The following is a 22,453-nucleotide window of genomic DNA, read 5'->3' as shown; positions in this document are numbered from 1 at the left end:
GCTTACGAGAGACCACGGACGTGGCTGCTCAAGCGAAAATGACGAAGGGCCGGCCTCGAGGCCGACCCTTCGTCATTTCTGTCGGGATGACAGGATTTGAACCTGCGACCCCCTGACCCCCAGTCAGGTGCGCTACCAAGCTGCGCCACATCCCGTTGACCGCGCCTTCGCGTGGACAACTCCCCCATCCTACCCGCTCGCGACAGCGCTCGCGAACCGAGGGCGGTGCCCGGACGCGCTTTCAGTCGCTCGCTGCCGTGAGGAGCAGGCGGCACCGGTGCGCCGTCACGAAGGGCTGCAGCACCTGCAGCGACAGCGGGCCGTCGGCGTGCGCGAGCACATCGCGGACGAGCCGCTCGTGCACGCCGCAGACGAGCGCGCGGTCCTCGTCGATCATGTCGTGGTACCGGCACGGGGCGAGATCGAACGAGAGGGCCTCCTCGTCGACGGTCGGATCGAGGCCCGCATCCTCGAGATGCTCGTACAGCACATCGAGCTGCCGTGACGCCTCGGGATCGAGTACCGGGGCCTCCGTGCGGGTAACGGCACGCAGCATCCGTCCCCTGTCGTGCGCACCGACGACGCGCGCCTCGGCGACGGCGCTCGAGGACGACTCGCGCACGGGATGGAAAACGACCGGCGGCCTGCCGCGCGTGCCGACCTGCACGGTCTCGCTGCGGATCAGGCCCTCGTCCTCGAGCACGCGCAGGTGGTCGCGGACGGTGTTGAGCGGGATGCCGCACTCCGACGCGAGCTCGCCCGCGCGGCGCCCCGGCACGCGCTGGATGGCGCGCAGCAGCTGCATCCGACGGGGCTGAGTGAGCCCGCGGAAGTCGTGAGCGCGGCGGGGCATGGATCGAGGCTAGCCCAGCCCTCGATCATGAGGCCCGGATGAGGATGCGGTTTAACCCGGCAGAAAGCTCAACAAGGCCCGAACCGGACACGCCAGTGTCGGAGAGCTGTGACTCGAAGGAGAAAGGAAGCGTCATGAAGCTCTCACCGGAGTCCGAGGCCGTCGTCCGCGCCACTGCGGGGGTCGTCGCCGCCCATGCGGAGGAGATCACGAAGGTCTTCTATCCCGCGATGTTCGCCGCCCACCCCGAGCTGCTGCGTGTCTTCAACCGCGCCAACCAGGCGATCGGCGAGCAGCCGAAGGCGCTCGCGGCCTCGGTCGTCGCCTTCGCGGTGCAGCTCATCGATCCCGATGCGCCCGACTTCGCGCCCGTCATGCGCCGCATCGCCCACAAACACGTCTCGCTCGGCATCCAGGCGCGCTCGTATCTGATCGTCGGCCACCACCTGCTCGACGCCGTCGGCACGGTGCTCGGCGATGCCGTGACTCCCGAAGTGCGCGCCGCGTGGGACGAGGTCTACTGGCTCTTCGCGACGGCCCTCATCGCAGAGGAGGCGAAGCTCTACGCCCTCGGCGGCACGGATCCCGAGGATCCTTGGCGCACGCATCGCGTCGTGGAGCGCTTCGAAGAGTCCGACGACGTGTTCTCGCTCCTGCTCGCGCCCGTGACGGGCACCGTGCCGTCGCACCGCACCGGACAGTACGTCGCGATCGCCGTCGACCTGCCCGACGGCTCGCGCCAGCCGCGCCAGTACACGATCTCGTCCGGTCCGCGCGGCGACTCGCTCCGCGTCACGATCAAGCGCGTGCAGGGCGCCGGCGGCGCTCCGGACGGCCAGGTCTCGACGTGGCTGCACGAGAACGCCAAGCCCGGCACGCTGCTCGACGTGTCGCAGCCGGCCGGCGACGTCGTGCTCGACGATTCCGAGCGCCCGCTCGTGCTCGTCTCGGCGGGCATCGGCATCACGCCGATCGCGGCGATCCTCGAAGACCTCTCGCGCCGTCAGCCCGCGCGCACGGTGCGGCTCTTCCACGCCGACCGCGCGCACGACACCCACGCGCTCTACTCGTCGCTGCGCCGGCAGGTCCTGGCCATGCCCGATGCGAAGGCTCAGAACTGGTACGAGACGGATGCCGCGCAGGCGCCGACGCTCCACCCCGCTCTCCCGGGCTTCATGGACCTCGCCGAGGTCGAGCTGCCCGAGGACGCGAGCGTCTTCATGTGCGGCCCGCTGCCCTTCATGCGCGCCTCCCGCGCGACGCTCATCTCGCGCGGCATCCCGAGCGAGCGGATCCACTACGAGGTGTTCGGACCGGACCTCTGGGCGCAGCAGCCCGAGAGCGTCCCCGCCTGACGCTCGGCGCGCGGGTGCGGTCCGAGGACGAACCGCACCCGCGCGCCTGGTGCCTTGCCCGTGTCGGGGGTCGCGGGTAGCGTGCCGCGCATGCCGAAGATCACGATCGAGCCCGCGACATCCGATCGCTTCGACGACGCCCAGCACGCGCTGACCGGCGGGGGCGACGGGCGCAGCTGCCAGTGCCAGTGGTGGACGCTCACGAACGCCGAGTTCCAGAAGTCCTCGCAGGCGGAGCGCCAGGAGCTGCTGAGACACGAGATCGCGGCGGGGCCGCCGCCCGCGCTCATCGCCTACGTCGACGGCGAACCGGCCGGCTGGGTGCGCGTCGGCCCGCGGACCGACCAGATCCGCATCGGCCGCACGCGCATCATCAACGAGACGACTCGTGAGCCGCTCGAGGACTCGTCGGTGTGGGCCGTCTCCTGTTTCGTCGTGCGCAAGGAACACCGCGGGAACGGCCTCACGGCGCATCTGCTCGCTGCCGCGATCGACTACGCGCGCGACAACGGCGCCCGGATCATCGAGGCGTATCCGTTCGATCCGAAGACGGGTCCCCGCAAGTCGGCGAACGACCTGTACCACGGCGTCCTCTCGACGTTCGAGAGCGCCGGGTTCGTCGAGATCGCCCGCCCGCAGCCCGATCGGCCGATCGTCACGCTCGAGGTCGCCTGAGCGCTGCGCGGCGCCGACCTACGATGGAGCCGTGTCCTCCCTCCCCCGCGCCTCGTGGTGGGGCTTCGCGCTGTACGGCGTCGCAGCCCTCGTCCACGTCACGGCCCTCGCGATCGGCGCCGACGCCGTCGCCGCGCCGACCAAGCTGACCCTCATGCCCCTGCTCGCCGTCGCCGTGCTCTGGGCCGGCCGCGGCTCGCAGTGGGGCCGGCCGTACACCCTGCTCTTCTGCGCGATCGCGCTCTCGTGGCTCGGCGACGGCGCCGGCACGTTCTTCCCGTTCGCGCCCGAACTGCCGATGATGCTCCTGTGCTTCGGGCTCGCCCACCTCTGCTACATCTGGCTGTTCTGGCGCATCCTCGCCGTGCGGCGGCTCCCCGGGTGGGCGGCTGTCTACGGCGTCTGGTGGGTCGGGCTGCTGCTCGTCCTCTGGCCGAGCCTCGGCGCGCTGCTCGTCCCGGTCGCGATCTACGGACTCGTGCTCGGCGGCACGGCGGCAGCGGCATCCCGCTGCCATCCGCTCATCGCGTGGGGCGGCGCGTTCTTCCTCGCGTCCGACACGATCCTCGCCTTCCGCCTCTTCACGCCCGACGCGATGCCGGACTGGACGAGCCCGCTCGTCATGATCACCTACTGCCTCGGCCAGGGGCTCATCGCGGCGGGCGTCGTCCTCGCGGAACGTGCGCGCACGACCTCGCCCGCGGCCGAGCCCGAGGCCGAGCCCGAGGCCGCGAGCGCATGAGCGAGACCGCCCGCGTCGACGCGTGGCTGTGGGCCGTGCGCGTCTACAAGACGCGGTCCGCCGCGACGACGGCGTGCCGCGCCGGGCACGTGCGGGTCAACGGAGAGCGTGCCAAGGCGGCGCAGGCCGTGCGGCCGGGCGACGAACTGCGCGTGCGGATCGCGGGGTTCGACCGCATCCTCGTCGTCAAGCAGACCATCACGAAGCGCGTCGGCGCGGTCCTCGCGGCCGCCGCCGTCGAGGACCGCACACCTCCCCCGCCGCCGCGCGAGCTCACGGCGTTCGTGCCGGTGCGCGATCGCGGCGCGGGCCGGCCCACCAAGCGCGAGCGACGCGACATCGACAGGCTCCGCGGCCGCGAGGACGACTGACGCTTCGGCCTGGGGCTACGGCAGCAGGTCGAGCAGCCAGCGCGTGCCGCGCACGGCGGCTGAGGCATCCGTCACCCGCGAAGCGAGCTCCCGGTCGCTTGTGACGACCGTCACGGCACGACCCGTCGCGGCGAGCCGTTCGACCTCGCGCACGATGGCATCGTCACCGGATGCCTCGGCCCGCACGACGTCGACGCCCGCGGGCGCCTCCACCGAGCGCGCCCGACCCTCGACGACGCCGACCCACTCGGGGAACCATGTGTGCCCCGGCAGTTCCACGGCCTCGGCGGGAATGCCGGAGCCGGCGAGCGTCGAGAGTCGGGTCAGCAGCCGGGATGCCGCCCCGGCGCGATCACGCCACCAGCCGTCCGGCACCGAGCCGACGACGTTCGCGACGTCGACGACGATCGCGGGCCGCACGTCGAGGAGGGGCCGCAGCGCCTCCCACGAACTCGCGAAGCCGGGATGCAGGGGCTTCGACGCGACATCGTCCGCGGGCAACCACGCGAGCTCACGGCTCTCGGGGTCGGTGATCTCAGGCTCGAACGGCGTCACGACATCGCCGACGAGCGTCGTGTAGCTCCAGTATCCGAGATCGAAGACACTCAGCAGCCGCGGGCGGATCGCGGCATCCGGAACCCCGGCCTCCTCCGCCGCCTCGCGAAGAGCGCCGTCCGTCGCGGACTCCCCCTCGTGCCGCGCCCCGCCGGGGAGCGCCCACGTGTCGCCGAAGTGGCTCCACGCGACGCGATGCTGCAGAAGGACGCCCAGAACGGGGTCGATCGCGAGCAGACCCGACGCGCCGAACCGGCCCCAATAGCGTGAGCCGTCAGGGGCGACGACCCACGCGTCGCCGGGATCGCGCGGCCCGTGCGGTCGCCGCGGCTCACCGAAGTCGGGCGGCTCGATCGTCACTCCTCCAGCCTCGCACATCGGCATGCCACAGACCGCGGATCGGCCTCCGCCCCGACACGCGGCGTCTCGGGAGAATGGGGCCATGGACTACGAGCTCGACGACGATCCGACCCGCCTCCAGCGCGACGCCGTGTGGACGTGGCTCTCGGCCGAGGCGTACTGGGGTCGCTGGCGCAGTCGCGACGACCTCGAGAAGCAGCTGGACTCGGCGTGGCGCGTCGTGGGCGTCTACCGCTCCGACACGGGCGCGCAGGTGGGCTTCGCGCGCGCCGTCTCGGACGGCGTCTCCTTCGCGTACCTCGCCGACGTGTACGTCGCCGAAGGGCACGACGGCCGGGGACTCGGCAGCCGGATGCTGTCGCTCATGATCGACGAAGGCCCGGGCCGCGACTTCCGCTGGACGCTCTTCACGCGCGACGCGCACACGCTCTACGAGAAGTTCGGCTTCGCGGCACCCGACGCCACCGCGATGGTGCGCCCGGCGGCATCCGGAATGCGCTGACACCGCGGCAGACCCGAAGCGCGCAGAGCGCGCGGAACTCGGCAGAGGGGGCGCCGCATCCGGGATCGAATCCAGGATGCCGCGCCCGACGCTCAGCGCTGGCGCTTCTCGCGCACCCGCATGTTGACGACGATCGGCGAGCCCTCGAAGCCGTACAGCTCGCGCAGGCGGCGCTGGATGAAGCGGCGGTAGCCCGGGTCGAGGAAGCCCGTCGTGAACAGGACGAAGGTCGGCGGACGCGTCGAGGCCTGCGTCCCGAACAGGATGCGGGGCTGCTTGCCGCCGCGGACGGGGTGCGGGTGCTCGGCGACGAGCTCCGACAGGAACGCGTTGAACTTGCCCGTCGGGATGCGCTGATCCCACGAGTCGAGGGCCGTCTCGAGCGCCGGCACGAGCTTGTCGAGGTGACGGCCCGTGCGCGCCGAGATGTTGACGCGGGGAGCCCACGCGACGTGCGCGAGGTCCTGCTCGATCTCGCGCTCGAGGTACCGACGGCGCTCGATGCCCTCCATGTCGTCGTCGTTCAGGCGGTCCCACTTGTTGTAGGCCAGCACGAGCGCGCGACCCGACTCGAGGACGAGGTCGATGATGCGGACGTCCTGCTCACTGACGGTCTCGCTCACGTCGAGCACGACGACGGCGACTTCGGCCTTCTCGAGCGCGGCGGACGTGCGCAGCGACGCGTAGAAGTCCGCGCCCTGCGAGAGGTGCACGCGGCGCCGGATGCCGGCGGTGTCGACGAAGCGCCAGAGCTTTCCGCCGAGGTCGACGATCTCGTCGACGGGGTCGCGGGTCGTGCCGGCGAGCTCGTTGACGACGACGCGCTCTTCGCCCGCGGCCTTGTTGAGCAGCGACGACTTGCCGACGTTGGGCCGGCCGAGGATCGCGACGCGACGCGGTCCGCCGATCTCCTGCTTCGCGACGGCCGAGATCTCGGGGAGCACCTTCATGATCTCGTCGAGCAGGTCCGCGACGCCGCGGCCGTGGATCGCCGAAATGGGGCGCGGCTCGCCGAGACCGAGGTTCCACAGGGCGGCGGCCTCGGGCTCGTGGCGCGCATCGTCGACCTTGTTCGCGACGAGGAAGACGGGCTTGCCGCTCTTGCGGAGCAGACGCACGACCTGCTCGTCGGTCGAGGTCGCACCGACCATCGCGTCGACGACGAAGAGCACGACGTCGCACAGATCGATGGCGACCTCGGCCTGCGCGGCGACGGAGCGGTCGATGCCGCGCGCGTCGGGCTCCCAGCCGCCGGTGTCGACGATCGTGAAGCGACGGCCGACCCACTCGGCCTTGTAGGTCACGCGGTCGCGCGTCACACCGGGGGTGTCCTCGACGACGGCCTCGCGGCGGCCGAGGATGCGGTTCACAAGCGCCGACTTGCCGACGTTCGGCCGGCCGACGATCGCGACGACGGGGAGCGCCGGCAGGTACTCGATGCCGTCCTCGCCGAGCGTCACGCCCGCGAGGAGCGCGGCATCCTCGTCGTCCAGCTCGTAGTCGCCGAGCGATGCGCGCAGTGTCTCGGCGCGCTGATCGGCGAGACCCTCATCGAGGTCGGCGAGCTTCTCGGCCAGACGGTCGGGCGCGCCCTCGTACTCTTCTTCGCCGCTCATCGCGGGCCTCCTGTCGGATTCTGTTCGTGGGCCCGTTCCAGGGCGATGCGGACGACGTCGAGCACCGCGGCGACTGTCGCGTCGAAGTCGAGCTCGGTCGAGTCGACGACGGTGACGCCGGGCGCCGCCGTCAGGAAGTCGACGACCTTCGAATCGGTCGCGTCGCGTCGGTGCAGTGCTTCGGCGACGGATGCCGCATCCTGCGTCGTCAGCTCGAGGCTCCGCCGCGTAGCCCGCACCTCGGGAGACGCCGTCAGCAGGATGCGCACGGGCGCGTCCGGCGTGACGACTGTCGTGATGTCGCGGCCTTCGACGACCACGCCCGGGCGGCGCGACGCCGCGATGAGCGAGCGGAAGAGGGCGTTGACCGATTCGCGGATGGGCGCCACGCGTGCGACGCCGCTGACGGCATCCGTCACCCGCGGCTCGCGGATCGCGGACGTGACGTCCACGGCTCCCACGCGCACCCAGTACTCGTCGGGGTCGAGTGAGATGGCGTAGTCGAAGTCGCCCGCGACGTCGAGCACAGCCGCCGCGTCGGACGTATCGGCGCCGTGCGCGAGCGCGTGCCACGCGAGCGCGCGGTACGCGGCACCCGTGTCGAGGTAGCCGTAGCCGAGCTCCCGCGCGGCCTGCTTCGCGACGCTCGACTTCCCGCTGCCCGCGGGGCCGTCGATCGCGACGACGACCGGCACGTCGAGCGAGACGTCGGGCGACGGCTTGAAGATCTCAGTCATTGACACTCGCAATCCTCCAGCCTCGGGCTTCGAGCCCTTCGGTGGCAGCCCGCACGATGCTCGGCACGACCGAGATCTCGGCGAGGCCGAACTGTGCGCCGGGAGAGTGCTCCAGGCGAAGATCTTCCACGTTGACGCCGAGCTCGCCGAGTTCGCCGAAAAGGCGGCCGAGCTGGCCAGGGCGATCGTCGACCATGATGACGATGCTCTCGAAGCGGCGGTTCTGGCCGTGCTTGCCGGGCAGTCGCTCGACGCCGTCGTTGCCGCGGCGGATCGTGTCGGCGACGGCACGGCGGGCACCGGGGACGTCGACGTCGCGCAGCGCGTCCGTCACGGAGACGAGGTCGGCCGCGAGCGCATCGAGCACGTCGACGATCGGCGCGGAGTTGGCGCCGAGGATCTGCACCCACAGTTCGGGAGCGGATGCCGCGATGCGCGTCGTGTCCCGCACGCCCTGGCCCGCGAGCCGCAGCGAGCCGTCCGGCGCGTCGACGAAGCGACCCGCGAGCAGGCTCGCGACGATCTGCGGCACGTGCGACATGATCGCGACGGAGCGGTCGTGCTCCTCGGGCGTCATCTCGATCGGCGTCGCGCCGAGGTCGAGCGCGAGCGCCTCGACGAGTGCCAGATCGGACGCCGAGGTCTCGCCGTCGCGGCACACGACCCACGGGCGTCCGATGAAGATATCCGCGCGCGCCGAGATGGCTCCTCCGCGCTCGCGCCCCGCCAGGGGGTGCGAGCCGATGTACCGCGTGAGGTCGACGCCGCGCTCGCGCAGCGCGCGCAGCGGCTCGAGCTTGACACTCGCGACATCCGTCACGACGGCGTCCGGGAAGCGGGACAGCTCGCGCGCGATGACGTCGGCCGTGACATCCGGAGGCACGGCGACGACGACGAGCGAAGGACTGTCGTCCTCGCGCGCGGCGCGGCCGGCGCCGTAGTCGATCGCGAGACGCAGCTGCGCGGGCGAGGTGTCGTCGAGGGCGACATCGATGCCGTTCGCGGTCAGCGCGTGCCCGATGCTCGCTCCGAGCAGGCCTGCGCCGACGATGCGCACCGTGCCCTGGACACGGGCGGAACGCGCGCCCGTGGTATCGGTCACTGTGACTCCTGCTGCTCCTGCGGCGGCTCACCCGCCGCCTGGCGCGCGAGAGTGAGGAGCGCGCCGCGTTCCACCTTAGTCAACTCGCGGGCGCGGCCCGCTGGGAGGGTTCCCAGGTGCAGGGGTCCGAACTGCCGTCGGACGAGCTCGATGACGGGATGCCCCACCGCGGCCATCATGCGGCGCACGATGCGGTTCTTGCCGGAGTGCAGAGTCAGCTCGACGAGCGAGCCCTTCCCGGCATCCGAACTCGACATGAGCCTCGCCTTGTCGGCGGCGATGCGACCGTCCTCGAGGTCGATGCCCTTCGTGAGCCGCTGGATCGTCTGCGGCGTGACCGTGCCCTCCACCTTCGCGATGTACACCTTCGTCACGCCGAACGACGGGTGAGCGAGGACGTGCGCGAGCGCGCCGTCGTTCGTCAGGACGAGCAGGCCGCTCGTGTCGGCGTCGAGTCGGCCCACGTTGTAGAGACGCTCTTCCCAGTCGGTCGTGAACGACCGCAGGTCGGGACGCCCGCGCTCGTCCTTCATCGAGCTCACGACGCCGCGCGGCTTGTTGAGCATGACGTAGCGCTTGGACTGGTCGAGCTGGATCGCCGTGCCGTCGACGTCGACGAGGTCGTTCTCGGGGTCGATCCTCGAGCCGAGTTCGGTCACGACCTCGCCGTTGACGCGCACGCGGCCCGCGACGATGAGGTCTTCCGCAACCCGGCGGGAGGCGACGCCCGCATTCGCGAGGACCTTCTGCAGGCGGACGCCTTCGGTTGACAGGCTGCCGTCGGTCATCGGTGGCTCGCTTCTCTCGGAATGTCCCACTTCTGGTCGCTCGAAGAGTTCTCAAGCGACCACTTTCGGGACATCAAGGCGGGGAATCGGGACACGGTCATCGGACGATCTCCTCGAAGCCGTTCGCCCCGTCGTCGAGCAGGGGCGAGATGTGGGGCAGCTCGTCGAGCGAATTGATGCCCAGGTTGACGAGCAGCGCATCGGTCGTGCCGTAGTGGATGGCGCCCGTCTCGGGATCGGTGAACACCTCGGTGATGAGCCCGCGCGCGAGCAGAGTCCGCACAACCGAGTCGACGTTGACGGCGCGGATCGACGCGACCTGTCCGCGGGTGACGGGCTGCTTGTAGGCGATGACGGCAAGCGTCTCGAGCGCCGCCTGCGAGAGCCTGGAGGGCGCCTGCGCGTTGACGAACTCCGAGATGAGGTCGTCGTGCTCCTCGCGCACGTAGAGGCGCCATCCGCCGCCGACTTCGCGCAGCTCGAACCCGCGGCGCGGTCCGCCCGCAAGGCCGTCGTAGTCCTCGACGAGTGCCTCGATCGCCTGCCGCACGGCCGGGACGGGCGCGCTGACGGCGGTCGCGAGACTCACGAGGCTCTGCGGCTCCTCAACGACGAGCAGGATCGCCTCGAGTCGGCGGGCGACGGTCCCCACGCCCCCTCCACCCAGTGCTGGCGCACTGGGCGGAGCCTCCGGGCGCGTGGGCCCGGCCTCTCCCCCGGTTTCCGGCTCGGTGATCGTTTCATCGGTCATAGTCGGCCCCCAGGGTCGCGAGATTCTCGTCGGACCACCGGTCGGCGGTCCAGCGCAGCGTCAGTTCGCCGAGCGGCTCGAGCTGCTCGAACGACAGCGCCGCATGGCGGTAGAGCTCGAGCACCGAGAGGAAGCGCGCGACGACGACGCCGGGCTGCGACACCCCTGCGACGATCTCGCGGAAGCTCAGCGTCCCGGCGCTGCGCAGCAGCGTCACGACGACCGCCGCCTGCTCGCGGATGCTCACGAGCGGCGCGTGCAGGTGGTCGAGGCCGACGTGCGGCACTTCCTTCGGCGTCATCGCGAGCAGCGCGAGCGCCGCGAAGTCTTCGACGGTGAGCGTCCAGACGAGCTCGGGCACGGTGTTGCGGTACTTCGCGTCGAGGCGCACGGAGCGCGTGTGCCGGCGGTCCTCGCGGCGCACGCAGCGCTCGAACCAGGCCGAGACCTCTTTGAAGGCGCGGTACTGCAGCAGCCGGGCGAAGAGGAGGTCGCGCGCTTCGAGCAGCGCGACGGCCTCGGCGTCGACGAGCTCCCCCTGCGGGAGAAGCCCCGCGACCTTCATGTCGAGCAGGGTCGCCGCCACGACGAGGAACTCGGACGCCTGCTCGAGCTCCTCATCGGGTCCGAGTTCGCGCAGGTAGGCGATGAACTCGTCGGTGACCTTCGAGAGCGACACCTCGGTGATGTCGAGTTCGTGCTTCGAGATGAGGGTCAGCAGCAGATCGAACGGCCCGTCGAACACGCCGAGCGAGACCCGGAATCCGGCCTCAGCGGGCCGAGCGGCTTCCGTCGCCGAGGCATCGGCATCCAGAGCCCGCTCGGGCGACGTCTCCCGTTCCTGATCGTCGTCAGGCGACGGCGCCACGCGCGACCAGCTCCCGAGCGAGCCGCAGGTACGCCTGTGCGGCCGCGTGCTCGGGCGCGAACTCGGTGATCGGCATGCCCGAGACCGAGGCATCCGGGAACTTCACCGTGCGCCCGATGACGGTCTCGAGGACGTCGTCGCCGAACGTCTCGACGACGCGCTCGAGGACTTCGCGCGAGTGGAGCGTGCGCGGGTCGTACATCGTCGCGAGCAGCCCGTCGAGCGTGATCGTCGGGTTGAGCCGATCGCGCACCTTGTCGATCGTCTCGATGAGCATCGCGACGCCGCGCAGCGCGAAGTACTCGCACTCGAGGGGGATGACGACGCCGTGACTCGCCGTGAGCGCGTTGACGGTCAGCAGGCCGAGCGACGGCTGGCAGTCGATGAGGATGACGTCGTAGTCGGGCGCCAGCTTGCGCAGCACGCGCGAGAGGATCATCTCGCGCGCGACCTCGTTGACCAGCTGCACCTCGGCGGCGGAGAGGTCGATGTTCGCGGGGATGAGGTCGAGGTTCGGCGTCGCCGTGTGCACGATCGCGTCGCGCGGGTCGCGCTTGCCGTCGATCAGCAGGTCGTAGATCGTCGGGACGTCGTGCGTCTGGATGCCGAGACCCGCCGACAGCGCGCCCTGCGGGTCGAAGTCGATCGCGAGCACCTTGCGGTCGTAGCCGGCGAGCGCGGCGGCGAGGTTGATGGTCGTCGTCGTCTTGCCGACGCCGCCCTTCTGGTTGCACAGCGCCACGATGCGCGCGGGACCGTGGGACGCGAGCTTCGGCGGCGTGGGAAAGCCGTGATACGGACGCCCCGTGGGACCGATGGGCGAGTCCTCTTTCGAGGTCTTCGCTGCGCCCGTCTTCGTACCCGCCACCGAATCTCCTGCCGTCACGGTTATCCGCTTGATTCTAGCCTCGCCCGCACGCGCGGCCCGCGAGACTTGACGGATGGGCGCGAATCCCCTTCCGCACACGACGTCCGAGCGGTTTCAGGGGACGGATGCCGCGCCTCACCGCGCCCGGGGGTGCGACGTCGCATACACATCGCGCAGGGCGTCGACGGTGACGTGCGTGTAGATCTGGGTCGTCGCGACGGAGGCATGGCCGAGGAGCTCCTGCACGACGCGCACATCCGCGCCGCCCTGCAGGAGGTGCGTCGCGAAGGAGTGCCGCAGGGTGTGCGGCGAGACGTGCGCCGTGAGCCGGGCACGGTCGGCGGCGTGCTGGATGACGAGCCACGCGCTCTGCCGCGAGAGCGGCGCCCCGCGCGCCCCGAGGAAGAGCCGCGGCGTCGAGATCCCGCGCCGCGACAGCTCAGGACGCGACCGCACGAGGTACGCGTCGATCGCCGCGCGCGCGTACGAGCCGACCGGCACGATCCGCTCCTTCGACCCCTTGCCCCGCACGCGCAGCACGTCCCCGTGCGTCACGTCGTCGACGTCGAGCTGCACGACCTCCGACACGCGCGCGCCGGTCGCGTAGAGCAGTTCGAGCAGCGCGCGGTCCCGGATGCCGGTGGCGTCGCTCAGCACCCCCTCGGACGGCGCGGGGCCCGAAGCATCCAGGAGCCTCTCGACCTGCTCGATCGTGAGGGCTTTCGGCAGGCGCTGCGGCAGCTTCGGAGGACGCAGCCGCGCGGACGGGTCGTCGGTCTCGATCCCCTCCCGCGCGAGGAAGCGGTGCAGGCCCCGCACCGAGGACTGCAGCCGGGCGAGCGACGAGGCCGCCGGCTGCGGCACCGCCGACGCGCGCTCCGCCGCGAACTCGGCGACGAGCGCGGGCGTCACGGAGTCCGAATCATCGATGCCGCGCGTCTCGAGCCATTCGACGTAGCCCGCGAGGTCGCGCCGGTACGCGCCGACGGTGTTGTCCGAGAGGCCGCGCTCGATCGAGACGTGGCGCAGATACGAATCGACCGCCCGCTCGAGGTGCATGTCAGCCTCGGCGGAGCTTCTCCGCCGCCGCGAGCACTCCCACCGAGAGGATGCCGTTGCGCAGGCGCCCCGCGAGGACTCCCGACACGGCATCCGTCAGCGGCACCCACTCGACGCGGATGTCGGCCTCTTCCGCCTCGCGCGCGTGCGCCTCGCCGACGGGCCGCAGCCCCCGCGCGAGGAACACGTGCACGACCTCGTCGTTGCCGCCCGGCGTCGTGAAGATGCTCACGAGCTCCTGCCAGTCGTCAGCCTCCAGGTCGGCTTCCTCGACGAGCTCGCGCTTCGCGGTCTCGAGCGGCGACTCCCCCGCGACGTCGAGCAGCCCCGCGGGGATCTCCCAGTCGCGATGGCGGATCGGATGCCGGTACTGCTGGATCAGCAGCACGCGGCCGTCGTCGTCGATCGCGACGATCGCCGCAGCGCCCGGGTGGTCGACGTACTGGCGGACGAGGTCCTCGTCGTTGTAGCGGAAGGTGTCGTTGCGGACGTCCCACACCCTGCCCTCGTAGACGAGGTCGGACCCCGACACCTCGACGTCTACGGGCTCGTCGCGGAGGGCGTCCGCCGGATCGAGTGCCCGCGAAGCGGGTGTATCGAGATCCGCCGGATCGAGTGCCCGCGAAGCGGGTGTATCGAGATCCGCCGGATCGAGTGCCCGCGAAGCGGGTGTATCGAGATCCGCCGGATCGAGTGCCCGCGAAGCGGGTGTATCGAGATCCGCCGGATCGAGTGCCCGCGAAGCGGGTGTATCGAGATCCGCCGGATCGAGTGCCCGCGAAGCGGGTGTACCGAGATCAGTCATCCTCGACCTCGAACAGCTCACTCGCGCTGTGACGCTCGAGGGCGGCGCCCACGAGGCCGCGGAAGAGCGGGTTCGCGTCGGTCGGGCGCGAGCGCAGCTCGGGGTGCGCCTGCGTCGCGATGTAGTACGGGTGCACGTCGCGCGGCAGCTCGACGTACTCGACGAGGTCGAGGTCGGGGTTGATGCCCGAGAAGACGAGTCCCGCCGCGGCGATCTGGTCGCGATAGCGGTTGTTGACCTCGTAGCGGTGACGGTGCCGCTCGGACGCGGTCGTCCCGCCGTAGACCTCGGCCGCGATGGAGCCCTCCGCGAGCTTCGCGGGGTACAGCCCCAGGCGCATCGTGCCGCCCATGTCGCCGGCCTCGAGGATGTCGACCTGCTCCTCCATCGTCGCGATGACGGGGTGCTCGCTGTCGGGGTCGAACTCGCTCGAGGAGGCGCCCTCGATGCCCGCGACGTGGCGCGCGTACTCGATGACGATGCACTGCAGTCCGAGGCAGATGCCGAGGGTGGGGATGCCCTGCTCGCGCGCGAACTTGAGCGCGCCGATCTTGCCCTCGATGCCGCGGATGCCGAAGCCGCCCGGGATCACGATGCCGTCGAGCGGGCCGAGGGCCTTCTCGGCGCCCTCCGGCGTCTCGCACTCGTCGGACGGGATCCAGCGGATGCTGACGTGCGTCTCCTGCGCGAAGCCGCCCGCCTTGAGCGCCTCGGTCACCGAGAGATACGCGTCCGGGAGGTCGATGTACTTGCCGACGAGGCCGATCGTCACCTCGTGCTTGGGATTGTGCACGGCCTGCAGCACACGTTCCCAGCGGGACCAGTCGACGTCCGCGGCCTTGGAGAGGCCCAGGGTGCGCACGATGTACTCGTCGAGCCCCTGCTCGTTGAGCATCGTGGGGATGTCGTAGATGCTCGGCACGTCGACGGCGTTCACGACGGCGCCCTCGTCGACGTCGCACATGAGCGCGATCTTGCGCTTGTTCGCCTCGGTGACGGGCCGGTCGCTGCGGAGCACGAGCGCGTCGGGCTGGATGCCGATCGAGCGCAGCGTCGCGACGGAATGCTGCGTCGGCTTGGTCTTCTGCTCGCCCGAGGCGCCCATGAACGGCACGAGCGAGACGTGCACGAAGAACACGTTCTGGCGACCGAGCTCGTGGCGGATCTGGCGCGCCGACTCGATGAACGGCTGCGACTCGATGTCACCGACGGTGCCGCCGATCTCGGTGATGATGACGTCGGGTTTCGGCGTCTCGTCGGCCTGGAGTCGCATGCGGCGCTTGATCTCGTCGGTGATGTGCGGGATGACCTGCACGGTGTCGCCGAGGTACTCGCCGCGGCGCTCGCGCGCGATGACCTGCGAGTAGATCTGGCCCGTCGTGACGTTCGCGGCCTGGCTCAGCTCGATGTCGAGGAAGCGCTCGTAGTGGCCGATGTCGAGGTCGGTCTCGGCACCGTCATCCGTCACGAAGACCTCGCCGTGCTGGAACGGGTTCATCGTCCCGGGATCGACGTTGAGGTAGGGATCGAGCTTCTGCATGACGACGCGCAGACCCCGCGCCGTGAGCAGGTTGCCGAGGCTCGCCGCCGTCAGACCCTTGCCCAACGAGGAAACGACACCACCCGTCACGAAGATGTGCTTGGTGGTGTCGTTCGAAGTCTTGTCATCCGCTGCGTCAGAAGTCTGCATCACGGGCTTTTACCCTATCAGTCCGAATCCGTGCGAAGGCTGAGCAACTCTCGCGCGTGGGTCAGCGCGGCGTCCGAATCGGGCATTCCCGACAGCAGACGCGCCATCTCGGCCTCGCGCTCGGCGCCCTCGAGACGGCGGACGTCGGATGCCGTGACCGAGCCGTCGCTCGCCTTCACGACCGACAGATGATTGCCCGCGAAGGCCGCGACCTGCGCGAGATGCGTCACCGCGATGACCTGGGATGCCTCGGCCAGGCGTGCGAGTCGGCGCCCCACCTCGATCGCGGCGGCGCCGCCGATGCCGGCGTCGACCTCGTCGAAGACGAACGTGGGCACGGGGTCGACGGCCGCGATGACGACCTCGATCGCGAGCATGACGCGGCTGAGCTCGCCGCCCGACGCGCTGCGCGAGACGGGCCGCGGCTCGGAGCCGGGGTGCGGGGCGAGCAGGATCGAGACCTCGTCGCGGCCCGCGCCTGTCTGCCCCGCGGGACCGACGGCCGCGACGACGCGGGCGTCGGGCATCGCGAGGGCGCGCAGCTCGGTCGTGACGGCGGTGCCGAGACGCTCCGCCGCTTCCGTGCGCGCGGCCGTGAGGGCTGCCGCCGTTTCGTCGAGGACGGATGCCGCGGCATCCCGTTCCGCGGTCAGACGCTCGAGCCGCTCGCCGTCGTCGTCGAGCTCGGCGAGCCGTGCGGAGCCCGTCTCGAGCAGCGCGATCGCGGCGTCGAGCGTTCCGTGGGCGCGGACGAGCGCGCCGACGACGGCGCGCCGCTCCTCGACGGCCGCGAGCTCGTGCGGACCGGACTCGTCGAGGTCGGCGAGATAGCCCGCGAGCGCGGCGGCGAGGTCGGCTGCGCGATAGCCCAGGTCGGCGGCCTGCGTCGAGAGCTCGTCGAGACCGGAGTCGTGCGACGCACCCCGCTCGAGGGCGCGGCGCGCTTCGGCGAGCAGTGCGACGACATCGGGCTCGTCGCCCTCGCCCGAGAGGAATTCGTGGGCGGTCGAGGCCGCGAGGCGCAGCTCTTCCGCGTTCGCGAGCCGCTCGGCGCGCGCCGCGAGCTCGACGTCCTCCCCCGCAACCGGGGCCGCCTGCTCGATCTCGCCGAGCGAGGCGCGCAGATCGTCGGCCTCGCGAGCACGCGCGTCGCGGTCGGTCGTCAGCGTCTCGAGCTCTCGATCGAGCGCGCGCCAGTTCTCGAACGCGGAGCGGTACGCTTCGACCGCCTTCTGCACGGGCGCGCCGCCGAAGCGGTCGAGCGCGTCGCGCTGCGCCGCCGCCGAGCGCAGCCGCAGCTGGTCGGACTGTCCGTGGACGACGACGAGCGCATCGGCGAGGTCGGCGAGGACGCCGGCGGGCGCGGAACGGCCGCCGACCGATGCGCGACTGCGACCCTCACTCGAGATCGTGCGGCCGACGAGGAGTTCGGCACGGTCGGCGCCGATGGGCTCGAGGTCTCCGCCCGCCTCTCGCACGCGGTCGGCGACGGCGCCTTCGGAGGGCACGATCCACACTCCGTCGACGGATGCCTGGGCGGCGCCCGCGCGGACCGCGCCCGAGTCGGCGCGCTGGCCGAGCAGCAGGCCGAGCCCCGTCACGACCATCGTCTTGCCCGCGCCCGTCTCACCCGTGATGGCGGTGAAGCCGGGGCCGATCGGAAGCGTCGCCTCCGCGATGACCCCGAGATCGCGCAGCCGCATCTCCTCGATCACTCGGAACGCTCCCCCACCGTGGGGATCGCGGCCGTGAGCGCCGACGGGCCGCGCCATCCTTCGACGGGGAGGCGGAACTTGCGCACGAGACGGTCGGTGAACGCGCTCGGGTGCAGGCGCGCAAGGCGCACGGGCCGCTCCGAGCGGCTCACAACGACGCGCGCGCCGCTCGGCAGATCGAGCGAGCGCCGGCCGTCGCACCACAGCACGCCGGTGCCGGGGTTGCGCTGCAGCAGCTCGATCGCGACGGCGTGCTCCGGCCCGACGACGAGAGGCTTCGCGAAGAGGGCGTGCGCAGACAGCGGCACGACCGAGATCGCCTCGACCGTGGGCCAGATGACGGGGCCGCCGGCGGAGAAGTTGTAGGCCGTCGAACCGGTCGGGGTCGACACGACGACTCCGTCGCAGCCGAATGTCGAGAGCGGACGCCCGTCGATCTCGATGACCACCTCGAGCATGCGCTCGCGGCTCGCCTTCTCGACCGTCGCCTCATTGAGCGCCCACGTCTCGTAGACGACGGTGTCGGACGCATCCTTGACCCGCACGCCGAGCGCGAGGCGCTCCTCGACGCGGTAGTCGCGGTCGATGACGCGCCGCACGGCGTCGTCCATGTCGTCGCGCTCGATCTCGGCGAGGAAGCCGACGTGGCCCATGTTGATGCCGAGGACCGGTGCCGTGCCCTCGCGGACGAGCTCGGCGGCGCGGAGGATCGTGCCGTCTCCGCCGAGGACGATTGCGAGCTCGACCTCACCCACCTCGACATCGACGCCGAGGGTCGCGACGCCGTCGAGATCCTCGATGAGCTCGCCCAGCTCCTGACGGTCGTCGGGGGCGAGCACGGGGCGCGCGCCCGCGCCGCGCAGCGCCGACATGACGCGCTCGGCGGCTTCGACGGTCTCGTGCCGGTGGGCATGGGCGACGACGAGGATGCTGCGCTGTGCGTCGGTCATCCCTCTCCCGCCAGTCGGTTCACCGTGCTCAACCATTCTGTCGGATTGCTTCCCCGCCCCGGCGCGAGATGCACGACGTACTCGGAGTTGCCGTGCGTGCCTGCGATCGGGGAGGAGACGATGCCCAGGGTTCCCAGGCCGACATCCCACGCCGCCCACAGGACGCGCTCGACGGCATCGATGCGAAGAGTCGGGTCGGTCACGAGACCGCCCTTGACGGCCGTGCGCCCCACCTCGAACTGCGGCTTCACGAGCAGGACGACATCCGCCCCCTCGGCGCATACCGCCGCGACGGCCGGCAGCACGAGATCGAGCGAGATGAACGAGAGGTCTCCCGTCACGACCGAGGGCGGCTCGGCGATCCCGCTCGCATCGGCGAGGGTCGCACTCGACATGTACCGGACGTTGAAGCCCTCGATCGCGATGACGCCGGGATCGGCCGCGATCGCCTCGGCGAGCTGGCCGTGCCCGACGTCGACGGCGATGACCGGCTGTGCACCGCGCTCGCGCAGCACCTGTGTGAATCCGCCCGTCGAGGCGCCCATGTCGAGCGCGAGCCGACCGCGCGGGTCGACACCGAACGCGTCGAGCCCCGCGATGAGCTTGTGCGCCGCGCGGCTGACGTAGTGATCGTCGCCCGCGACGACGATCGCGGCATCGTCCGCGACGGGCGTCGACGGCTTCACGACGACACGGCCGTCCACCGTCACGAGACCTTCGGAGACGAGCTTGGCGGCGTGCGTGCGCGAACGGGCGATACCGCGCTCGGCGAGGGCCGCGTCGAGGCGACGGGTCATGGACGGGATGCTGCCGGACCTGAGTCGAGCCGGCGTGCGAGTCCCTCGGCGAGGGCCTCGTACGCGGCCGCGCGCGTCGCCAGGGGCTGGTCTTCGACGACCTCGAGTGCGGAGACGAGGTCCGCGCGATCGCCGGAGGAAGGCTCGGGATGCTCCATCCGTTCAGGATACGGTGCGCAGGCGCGATCGCCCGGGACCGCGCCTCACGGCCGGTGGAACGGGTCCGCGTAGAGGCGCTCGGGGACGCGGAATCCGTAGATCGCGCGGCCCGTGTCCCAGATCGCCTTGGCACCCGCGCGCAGCAGATCGATGGGGCGGTCGCCCTCCGCGAGGATGCGCACGTCGGGTCCGTCGATGCGGACGCTCGCGCCGCGCACCGTCACGACGCCGTCGCGCACGTGCGCCTCGGGATACGGCTCGTGCAGTTCGCGCAGATCGCTCAGCAGATACGTCGGCTGCGAGTCCGCGGACGCCGCGAGGATGTGCTTGGGACGATCGATTCCCGTGAGCACGATCGCCGAGGGCAGCCCCGCACGATTCGCACCCAGGATGTCGGTGTCGAGGCGGTCCCCGAGGAACAGCGGGTTCGCCGCGCCGAATCGCGCGACGGCCTCGTCGAAGATCGGCGTCTCCGGCTTGCCCGCGACCGTCGCGAGACGGCCGACGGCGGTGTGGACGGCGGACACGAGGGTGCCGTTTCCCGGCGCGATCCCTCGCGCCTGCGGGATCGTCCAGTCCGTGTTGGTCGCGATCCAGGGGATGCCGCCCTCATCCTCGGGCAGTTTGAGGGCGTAGGCGGCCTCGGCGAGCTGCAGCCAGCCGACTTCCGGGGCGAAGCCCTGGACGACCGCCGCGGGGCCGTCGTCGGCGCTGCGCGTGACGGTGAACCCGGCCTTCTCGACCTCGCTCACGAGACCTTCGCCGCCGACGACGAGCACGGTCGCGCCCGCGGGGACGAGGTCCACGAGGAGTCTCATCGCCGCCTGCGGACTCGTCACGACCTCGGATGCGGCGGTCTCGAGCCCCAGCTCGCTCAGGTGCGCAGCGACCGAGGCATCCGTCCGGGACGCGTTGTTGGTGACGTAGCCGAGCCGGCGTCCCTCGCGGGCCCGGTTGAGGCTCTCGACGGCGTGCGGAAGCGCACCAGCGCCGGCGTAGACGACGCCGTCGAGGTCAGCGAGCACGACGTCGACGTCGTCGAGGGGCGCGCGCTCAGCGGGCCGGCGGGAGAACAGCGCCATCAGCGCTCCTCGTCCGGGTCGTCGACACCCGCTTCGACCAGGATCTCGTGCACCTCGTCCTCGATGCTCTGCGGAGCGCCGGCCTCGGCCTCACCCTCGGTCTCGGCTGCAGGTGCCGCTTCGACCTCGGCCTCTGGTTCAGCTTCGGCCTCAGCTTCGGTCACGACCTCAGGCTCGGCGCTACCGGCGTCCGGGTGCTCCTGGTCTGCATCGTCGTCTTCGTCTTCGTCGATGTACTGCTCGAAGACCTCCTCGACGATCACGAATTCGCTTTCGGCGACGCCGGATGCCTCATCCAACGCGGCCTCCGCCACGGTGGCGCGGCGGTACCAATCCTCCGCCTCGGCGGAGCGGCCGAGCTCGTCGAGCACCGTCGCACGCGCCGCGAAGAGCGCGGGGCTCCACTCGTAGGCGCGATCGGGGTCGAGCTCAGGGATGTCGAGCTCGACGAGGGCGCGCTCAGGCTCGCCGAGGTCGAGGCGGGCACCGGACATCGCGATCGCGAGTTCGACGCGGACCGGAACGGAAAGGATGCTGCGATCCACCGTGCGGCCGAGCTCGAGCGCACGGTCGGGACGGCCGACCCCGCGTTCGCTGTCGACCATGAGGGCGATCTGATCCTCGCTGCCCGAGATGCGACGGTACGTGCGCAGCTCGCGGAGAGCGAGCGCGTAGTCGCCCGTCACGTAGGCCGTGATCGCGAGGGTCTCGCGGACGACCGCGATACGGCCGGCGCGGCGGGAGGCGGAGATCGCGTGCTGGTGCGCGAGCGCCGGGTCCTCCTCGATGAGGTTCGCCGCCATCGCGAGATGACGCGCGACCCACTCCGCGTTCTCCTTGCTCAGGGTCTTGAGCTCGTTGCGCGCAGACGGGTGCAGATCGTAAGGAGTGATCTCGTCCGGGATGAACGGATCGTCGTGGCGGGGACGGATCGAGCGCTCCTCGCCCTCGCGCGGCGCGCGGTCGGGACGATCCGCTCCCCCACGCGTCGGACGGGGCGGCCTGCCCCCGCGGTCGTCGGACCGGCTGCCGTACGGACGCGAGTCTCCGTCGCGCTTCGCGTACGGGCGAGCATCGCCGTCGCGCCTGGGGTAAGGCTTGCGATCACCGTCACGACTGGAGTGCGGCCGTGCGTCACCATCGCGCTTGGGGTACGGCTTGTAGTCGCCTTCGCGCTTCGCGTAGGGCTTCGCGTCGCCTTCGCGCTTCGCGTACGGCTTGCGGTCGCCGTCACGACCGGCGTACGGCCGTGCATCACCGTCGCGCTTCGGGTACGGCTTGCGGTCGCCGTCACGACCGGCGTACGGCCGTGCATCACCGTCGCGCTTCGGGTACGGCTTGCGGTCGCCGTCACGACCGGCGTACGGCCGTGCATCACCGTCGCGCTTCGGGTACGGCTTGCGGTCGCCGTCACGACCGGCGTACGGCCGTGCATCACCGTCGCGCTTCGGGTACGGCTTGCGGTCGCCGTCACGACCGGCGTACGGCCGCGCGTCACCATCGCGCTTCGGATACGGCTTGTAGTCGCCGACCCTCTTCGCGTAGGGCTTCGCGTCGCCATCCCTCTTCGGGTACGGCTTGCGATCGCCGTCGCGCTTCGCGTACGGCTTCGCGTCACCGTCGCGCCGCGCGTACGGACGATCGCCGTCCCGCTTGGGGTACGGACGGGCGTCACCATCGCGCTTCGGGTACGGACGGGCGTCACCATCGCGCTTCGGGTACGGCTTGCGGTCGCCGTCGCGCTTGGCGTACGGCTTCGCATCGCCGTCGCGCTTCGGATACGGCTTGCGATCCCCGTCGCGCTTCACGTACGGCTTCGAGCCGCCATCGCGCTTCGCGTAGGGCGGCTTCTGCCCGCCGGCGTGGCCGGACGAGCTCTTCGGGCGATCTGAGTGCGAGTTCGCGCGCGGGCGCTGCTCACGCTCGCCGTCTCGCGGTTCTGGCTGTGCCATTGTTCGATCCTCCCGGGTCCGCGCCTCGTGGGCAATGTGGTCCGTTAACGTGAAATGGCCACCCAGCTTTGGGTGGCCATTTCATGAAAGAAGTCCGGCGG

The 22,453-nt window shown here is 71.1% G+C and carries 23 protein-coding genes and 1 tRNA gene; 5 read left to right on the top strand and 19 right to left on the bottom strand.

Annotated features, from left to right (window positions below; translation table 11 throughout):
• Positions 1–81 precede the first annotated feature (81 nt).
• Together MJ607_RS19365 and MJ607_RS19360 are read right to left on the bottom strand one after the other, a co-directional pair.
• A tRNA-Pro gene (locus tag MJ607_RS19365) sits at positions 82–155 on the bottom strand.
• Between the two features lie 86 nt (positions 156–241).
• Positions 242–853 (bottom strand): helix-turn-helix domain-containing protein, encoded by a 612-nt coding sequence (locus MJ607_RS19360; RefSeq protein ID WP_243077278.1) that lies wholly within the window; start codon positions 851–853, stop codon positions 242–244.
• 134 nt (positions 854–987) lie between these two features.
• On the opposite strand from MJ607_RS19360, the gene MJ607_RS19355 reads away from it, so the two are divergent.
• From MJ607_RS19355 to MJ607_RS19340, 4 genes are all read left to right on the top strand, one after another.
• Positions 988–2,208: a globin domain-containing protein gene (locus MJ607_RS19355; protein WP_243077277.1), complete on the top strand. Its 1,221-nt coding sequence runs from the start codon at positions 988–990 to the stop codon at positions 2,206–2,208.
• A gap of 90 nt (positions 2,209–2,298) precedes the next feature.
• Positions 2,299–2,883, top strand: coding sequence for a GNAT family N-acetyltransferase (locus tag MJ607_RS19350; protein WP_243077276.1), 585 nt, complete (start codon positions 2,299–2,301; stop codon positions 2,881–2,883).
• 31 nt (positions 2,884–2,914) lie between these two features.
• Complete coding sequence (locus MJ607_RS19345; RefSeq protein ID WP_243077275.1) at positions 2,915–3,625, top strand: lysoplasmalogenase; 711 nt, start codon at positions 2,915–2,917, stop codon at positions 3,623–3,625.
• Complete coding sequence (locus MJ607_RS19340) at positions 3,622–3,996, top strand: RNA-binding S4 domain-containing protein (protein ID WP_243077274.1); 375 nt, start codon at positions 3,622–3,624, stop codon at positions 3,994–3,996. Before MJ607_RS19345 ends, MJ607_RS19340 begins: the two co-directional genes overlap by 4 nt.
• 15 nt (positions 3,997–4,011) lie before the next feature.
• On the opposite strand, the gene MJ607_RS19335 is transcribed toward MJ607_RS19340, so the two are convergent.
• On the bottom strand, positions 4,012–4,911 hold the full coding sequence (locus MJ607_RS19335; protein ID WP_243077273.1) for an NUDIX hydrolase: 900 nt from the start codon (positions 4,909–4,911) through the stop codon (positions 4,012–4,014).
• Positions 4,912–4,993: 82 nt separating this feature from the next.
• Here MJ607_RS19335 and MJ607_RS19330 point away from each other — a divergent pair, with 82 nt between their 5' ends.
• Complete coding sequence (locus MJ607_RS19330) at positions 4,994–5,413, top strand: GNAT family N-acetyltransferase (protein ID WP_243077272.1); 420 nt, start codon at positions 4,994–4,996, stop codon at positions 5,411–5,413.
• 92 nt (positions 5,414–5,505) lie between these two features.
• Here MJ607_RS19330 and der read toward each other — a convergent pair whose 3' ends face one another.
• The 16 genes from der to MJ607_RS19250 form a co-directional block, all read right to left on the bottom strand.
• Positions 5,506–7,029: a ribosome biogenesis GTPase Der gene (der, locus tag MJ607_RS19325; RefSeq protein ID WP_243077271.1), complete on the bottom strand. Its 1,524-nt coding sequence runs from the start codon at positions 7,027–7,029 to the stop codon at positions 5,506–5,508.
• Positions 7,026–7,766 (bottom strand): (d)CMP kinase, encoded by a 741-nt coding sequence (cmk, locus tag MJ607_RS19320; RefSeq protein WP_243077270.1) that lies wholly within the window; start codon positions 7,764–7,766, stop codon positions 7,026–7,028. Before cmk ends, der begins: the two co-directional genes overlap by 4 nt.
• Positions 7,759–8,868: a prephenate dehydrogenase gene (locus MJ607_RS19315; protein WP_243077269.1), complete on the bottom strand. Its 1,110-nt coding sequence runs from the start codon at positions 8,866–8,868 to the stop codon at positions 7,759–7,761. The genes cmk and MJ607_RS19315 overlap by 8 nt, the downstream gene beginning before the upstream one ends.
• A complete protein-coding gene (locus MJ607_RS19310) occupies positions 8,865–9,656 on the bottom strand; it encodes a pseudouridine synthase (protein WP_243077268.1) in 792 nt (263 codons plus the stop codon). The genes MJ607_RS19315 and MJ607_RS19310 overlap by 4 nt, the downstream gene beginning before the upstream one ends.
• Positions 9,657–9,753: 97 nt before the next feature.
• Entirely contained in the window at positions 9,754–10,407 is a 654-nt protein-coding gene (gene scpB / locus MJ607_RS19305; protein WP_374238083.1) for an SMC-Scp complex subunit ScpB, read from the bottom strand.
• A complete protein-coding gene (locus MJ607_RS19300) occupies positions 10,397–11,275 on the bottom strand; it encodes a ScpA family protein (RefSeq protein WP_374238082.1) in 879 nt (292 codons plus the stop codon). The genes scpB and MJ607_RS19300 overlap by 11 nt, the downstream gene beginning before the upstream one ends.
• Positions 11,259–12,143: a ParA family protein gene (locus tag MJ607_RS19295; protein ID WP_243077266.1), complete on the bottom strand. Its 885-nt coding sequence runs from the start codon at positions 12,141–12,143 to the stop codon at positions 11,259–11,261. Before MJ607_RS19295 ends, MJ607_RS19300 begins: the two co-directional genes overlap by 17 nt.
• Before the next feature lie 135 nt (positions 12,144–12,278).
• Complete coding sequence (gene xerD / locus MJ607_RS19290) at positions 12,279–13,202, bottom strand: site-specific tyrosine recombinase XerD (RefSeq protein WP_243077265.1); 924 nt, start codon at positions 13,200–13,202, stop codon at positions 12,279–12,281.
• A 1-nt stretch (position 13,203) separates the two neighbouring features.
• Positions 13,204–13,734, bottom strand: a complete 531-nt coding sequence (locus MJ607_RS19285) for an NUDIX hydrolase (RefSeq protein WP_243077264.1) — start codon at positions 13,732–13,734, stop codon at positions 13,204–13,206.
• Positions 13,735–13,999: 265 nt separating this feature from the next.
• Positions 14,000–15,697 (bottom strand): CTP synthase, encoded by a 1,698-nt coding sequence (locus MJ607_RS19280; RefSeq protein ID WP_243077263.1) that lies wholly within the window; start codon positions 15,695–15,697, stop codon positions 14,000–14,002.
• A gap of 17 nt (positions 15,698–15,714) precedes the next feature.
• Entirely contained in the window at positions 15,715–17,412 is a 1,698-nt protein-coding gene (gene recN / locus MJ607_RS19275; protein ID WP_243077262.1) for a DNA repair protein RecN, read from the bottom strand.
• Positions 17,409–18,362, bottom strand: a complete 954-nt coding sequence (locus MJ607_RS19270; RefSeq protein ID WP_243077261.1) for an NAD kinase — start codon at positions 18,360–18,362, stop codon at positions 17,409–17,411. The genes recN and MJ607_RS19270 overlap by 4 nt, the downstream gene beginning before the upstream one ends.
• Positions 18,359–19,159, bottom strand: a complete 801-nt coding sequence (locus MJ607_RS19265) for a TlyA family RNA methyltransferase (RefSeq protein ID WP_243077260.1) — start codon at positions 19,157–19,159, stop codon at positions 18,359–18,361. The genes MJ607_RS19270 and MJ607_RS19265 overlap by 4 nt, the downstream gene beginning before the upstream one ends.
• Positions 19,156–19,317: a hypothetical protein gene (locus MJ607_RS19260; protein WP_243077259.1), complete on the bottom strand. Its 162-nt coding sequence runs from the start codon at positions 19,315–19,317 to the stop codon at positions 19,156–19,158. Before MJ607_RS19260 ends, MJ607_RS19265 begins: the two co-directional genes overlap by 4 nt.
• Before the next feature lie 45 nt (positions 19,318–19,362).
• The gene (locus MJ607_RS19255; RefSeq protein WP_243077258.1) at positions 19,363–20,400 is read right to left on the bottom strand and encodes an HAD-IIA family hydrolase; all 1,038 of its coding nucleotides are present in this window, start codon (positions 20,398–20,400) and stop codon (positions 19,363–19,365) included.
• Positions 20,400–22,352, bottom strand: coding sequence for a primosomal protein (locus MJ607_RS19250; RefSeq protein ID WP_243077257.1), 1,953 nt, complete (start codon positions 22,350–22,352; stop codon positions 20,400–20,402). Before MJ607_RS19250 ends, MJ607_RS19255 begins: the two co-directional genes overlap by 1 nt.
• Between the last annotated feature and the right edge of the window lie 101 nt (positions 22,353–22,453).

The organism is Microbacterium sp. SS28, from assembly GCF_022761035.1.
GTDB lineage: Bacteria > Actinomycetota > Actinomycetes > Actinomycetales > Microbacteriaceae > Microbacterium.
This window is presented reverse-complemented; position numbering and strand designations above follow the sequence as displayed.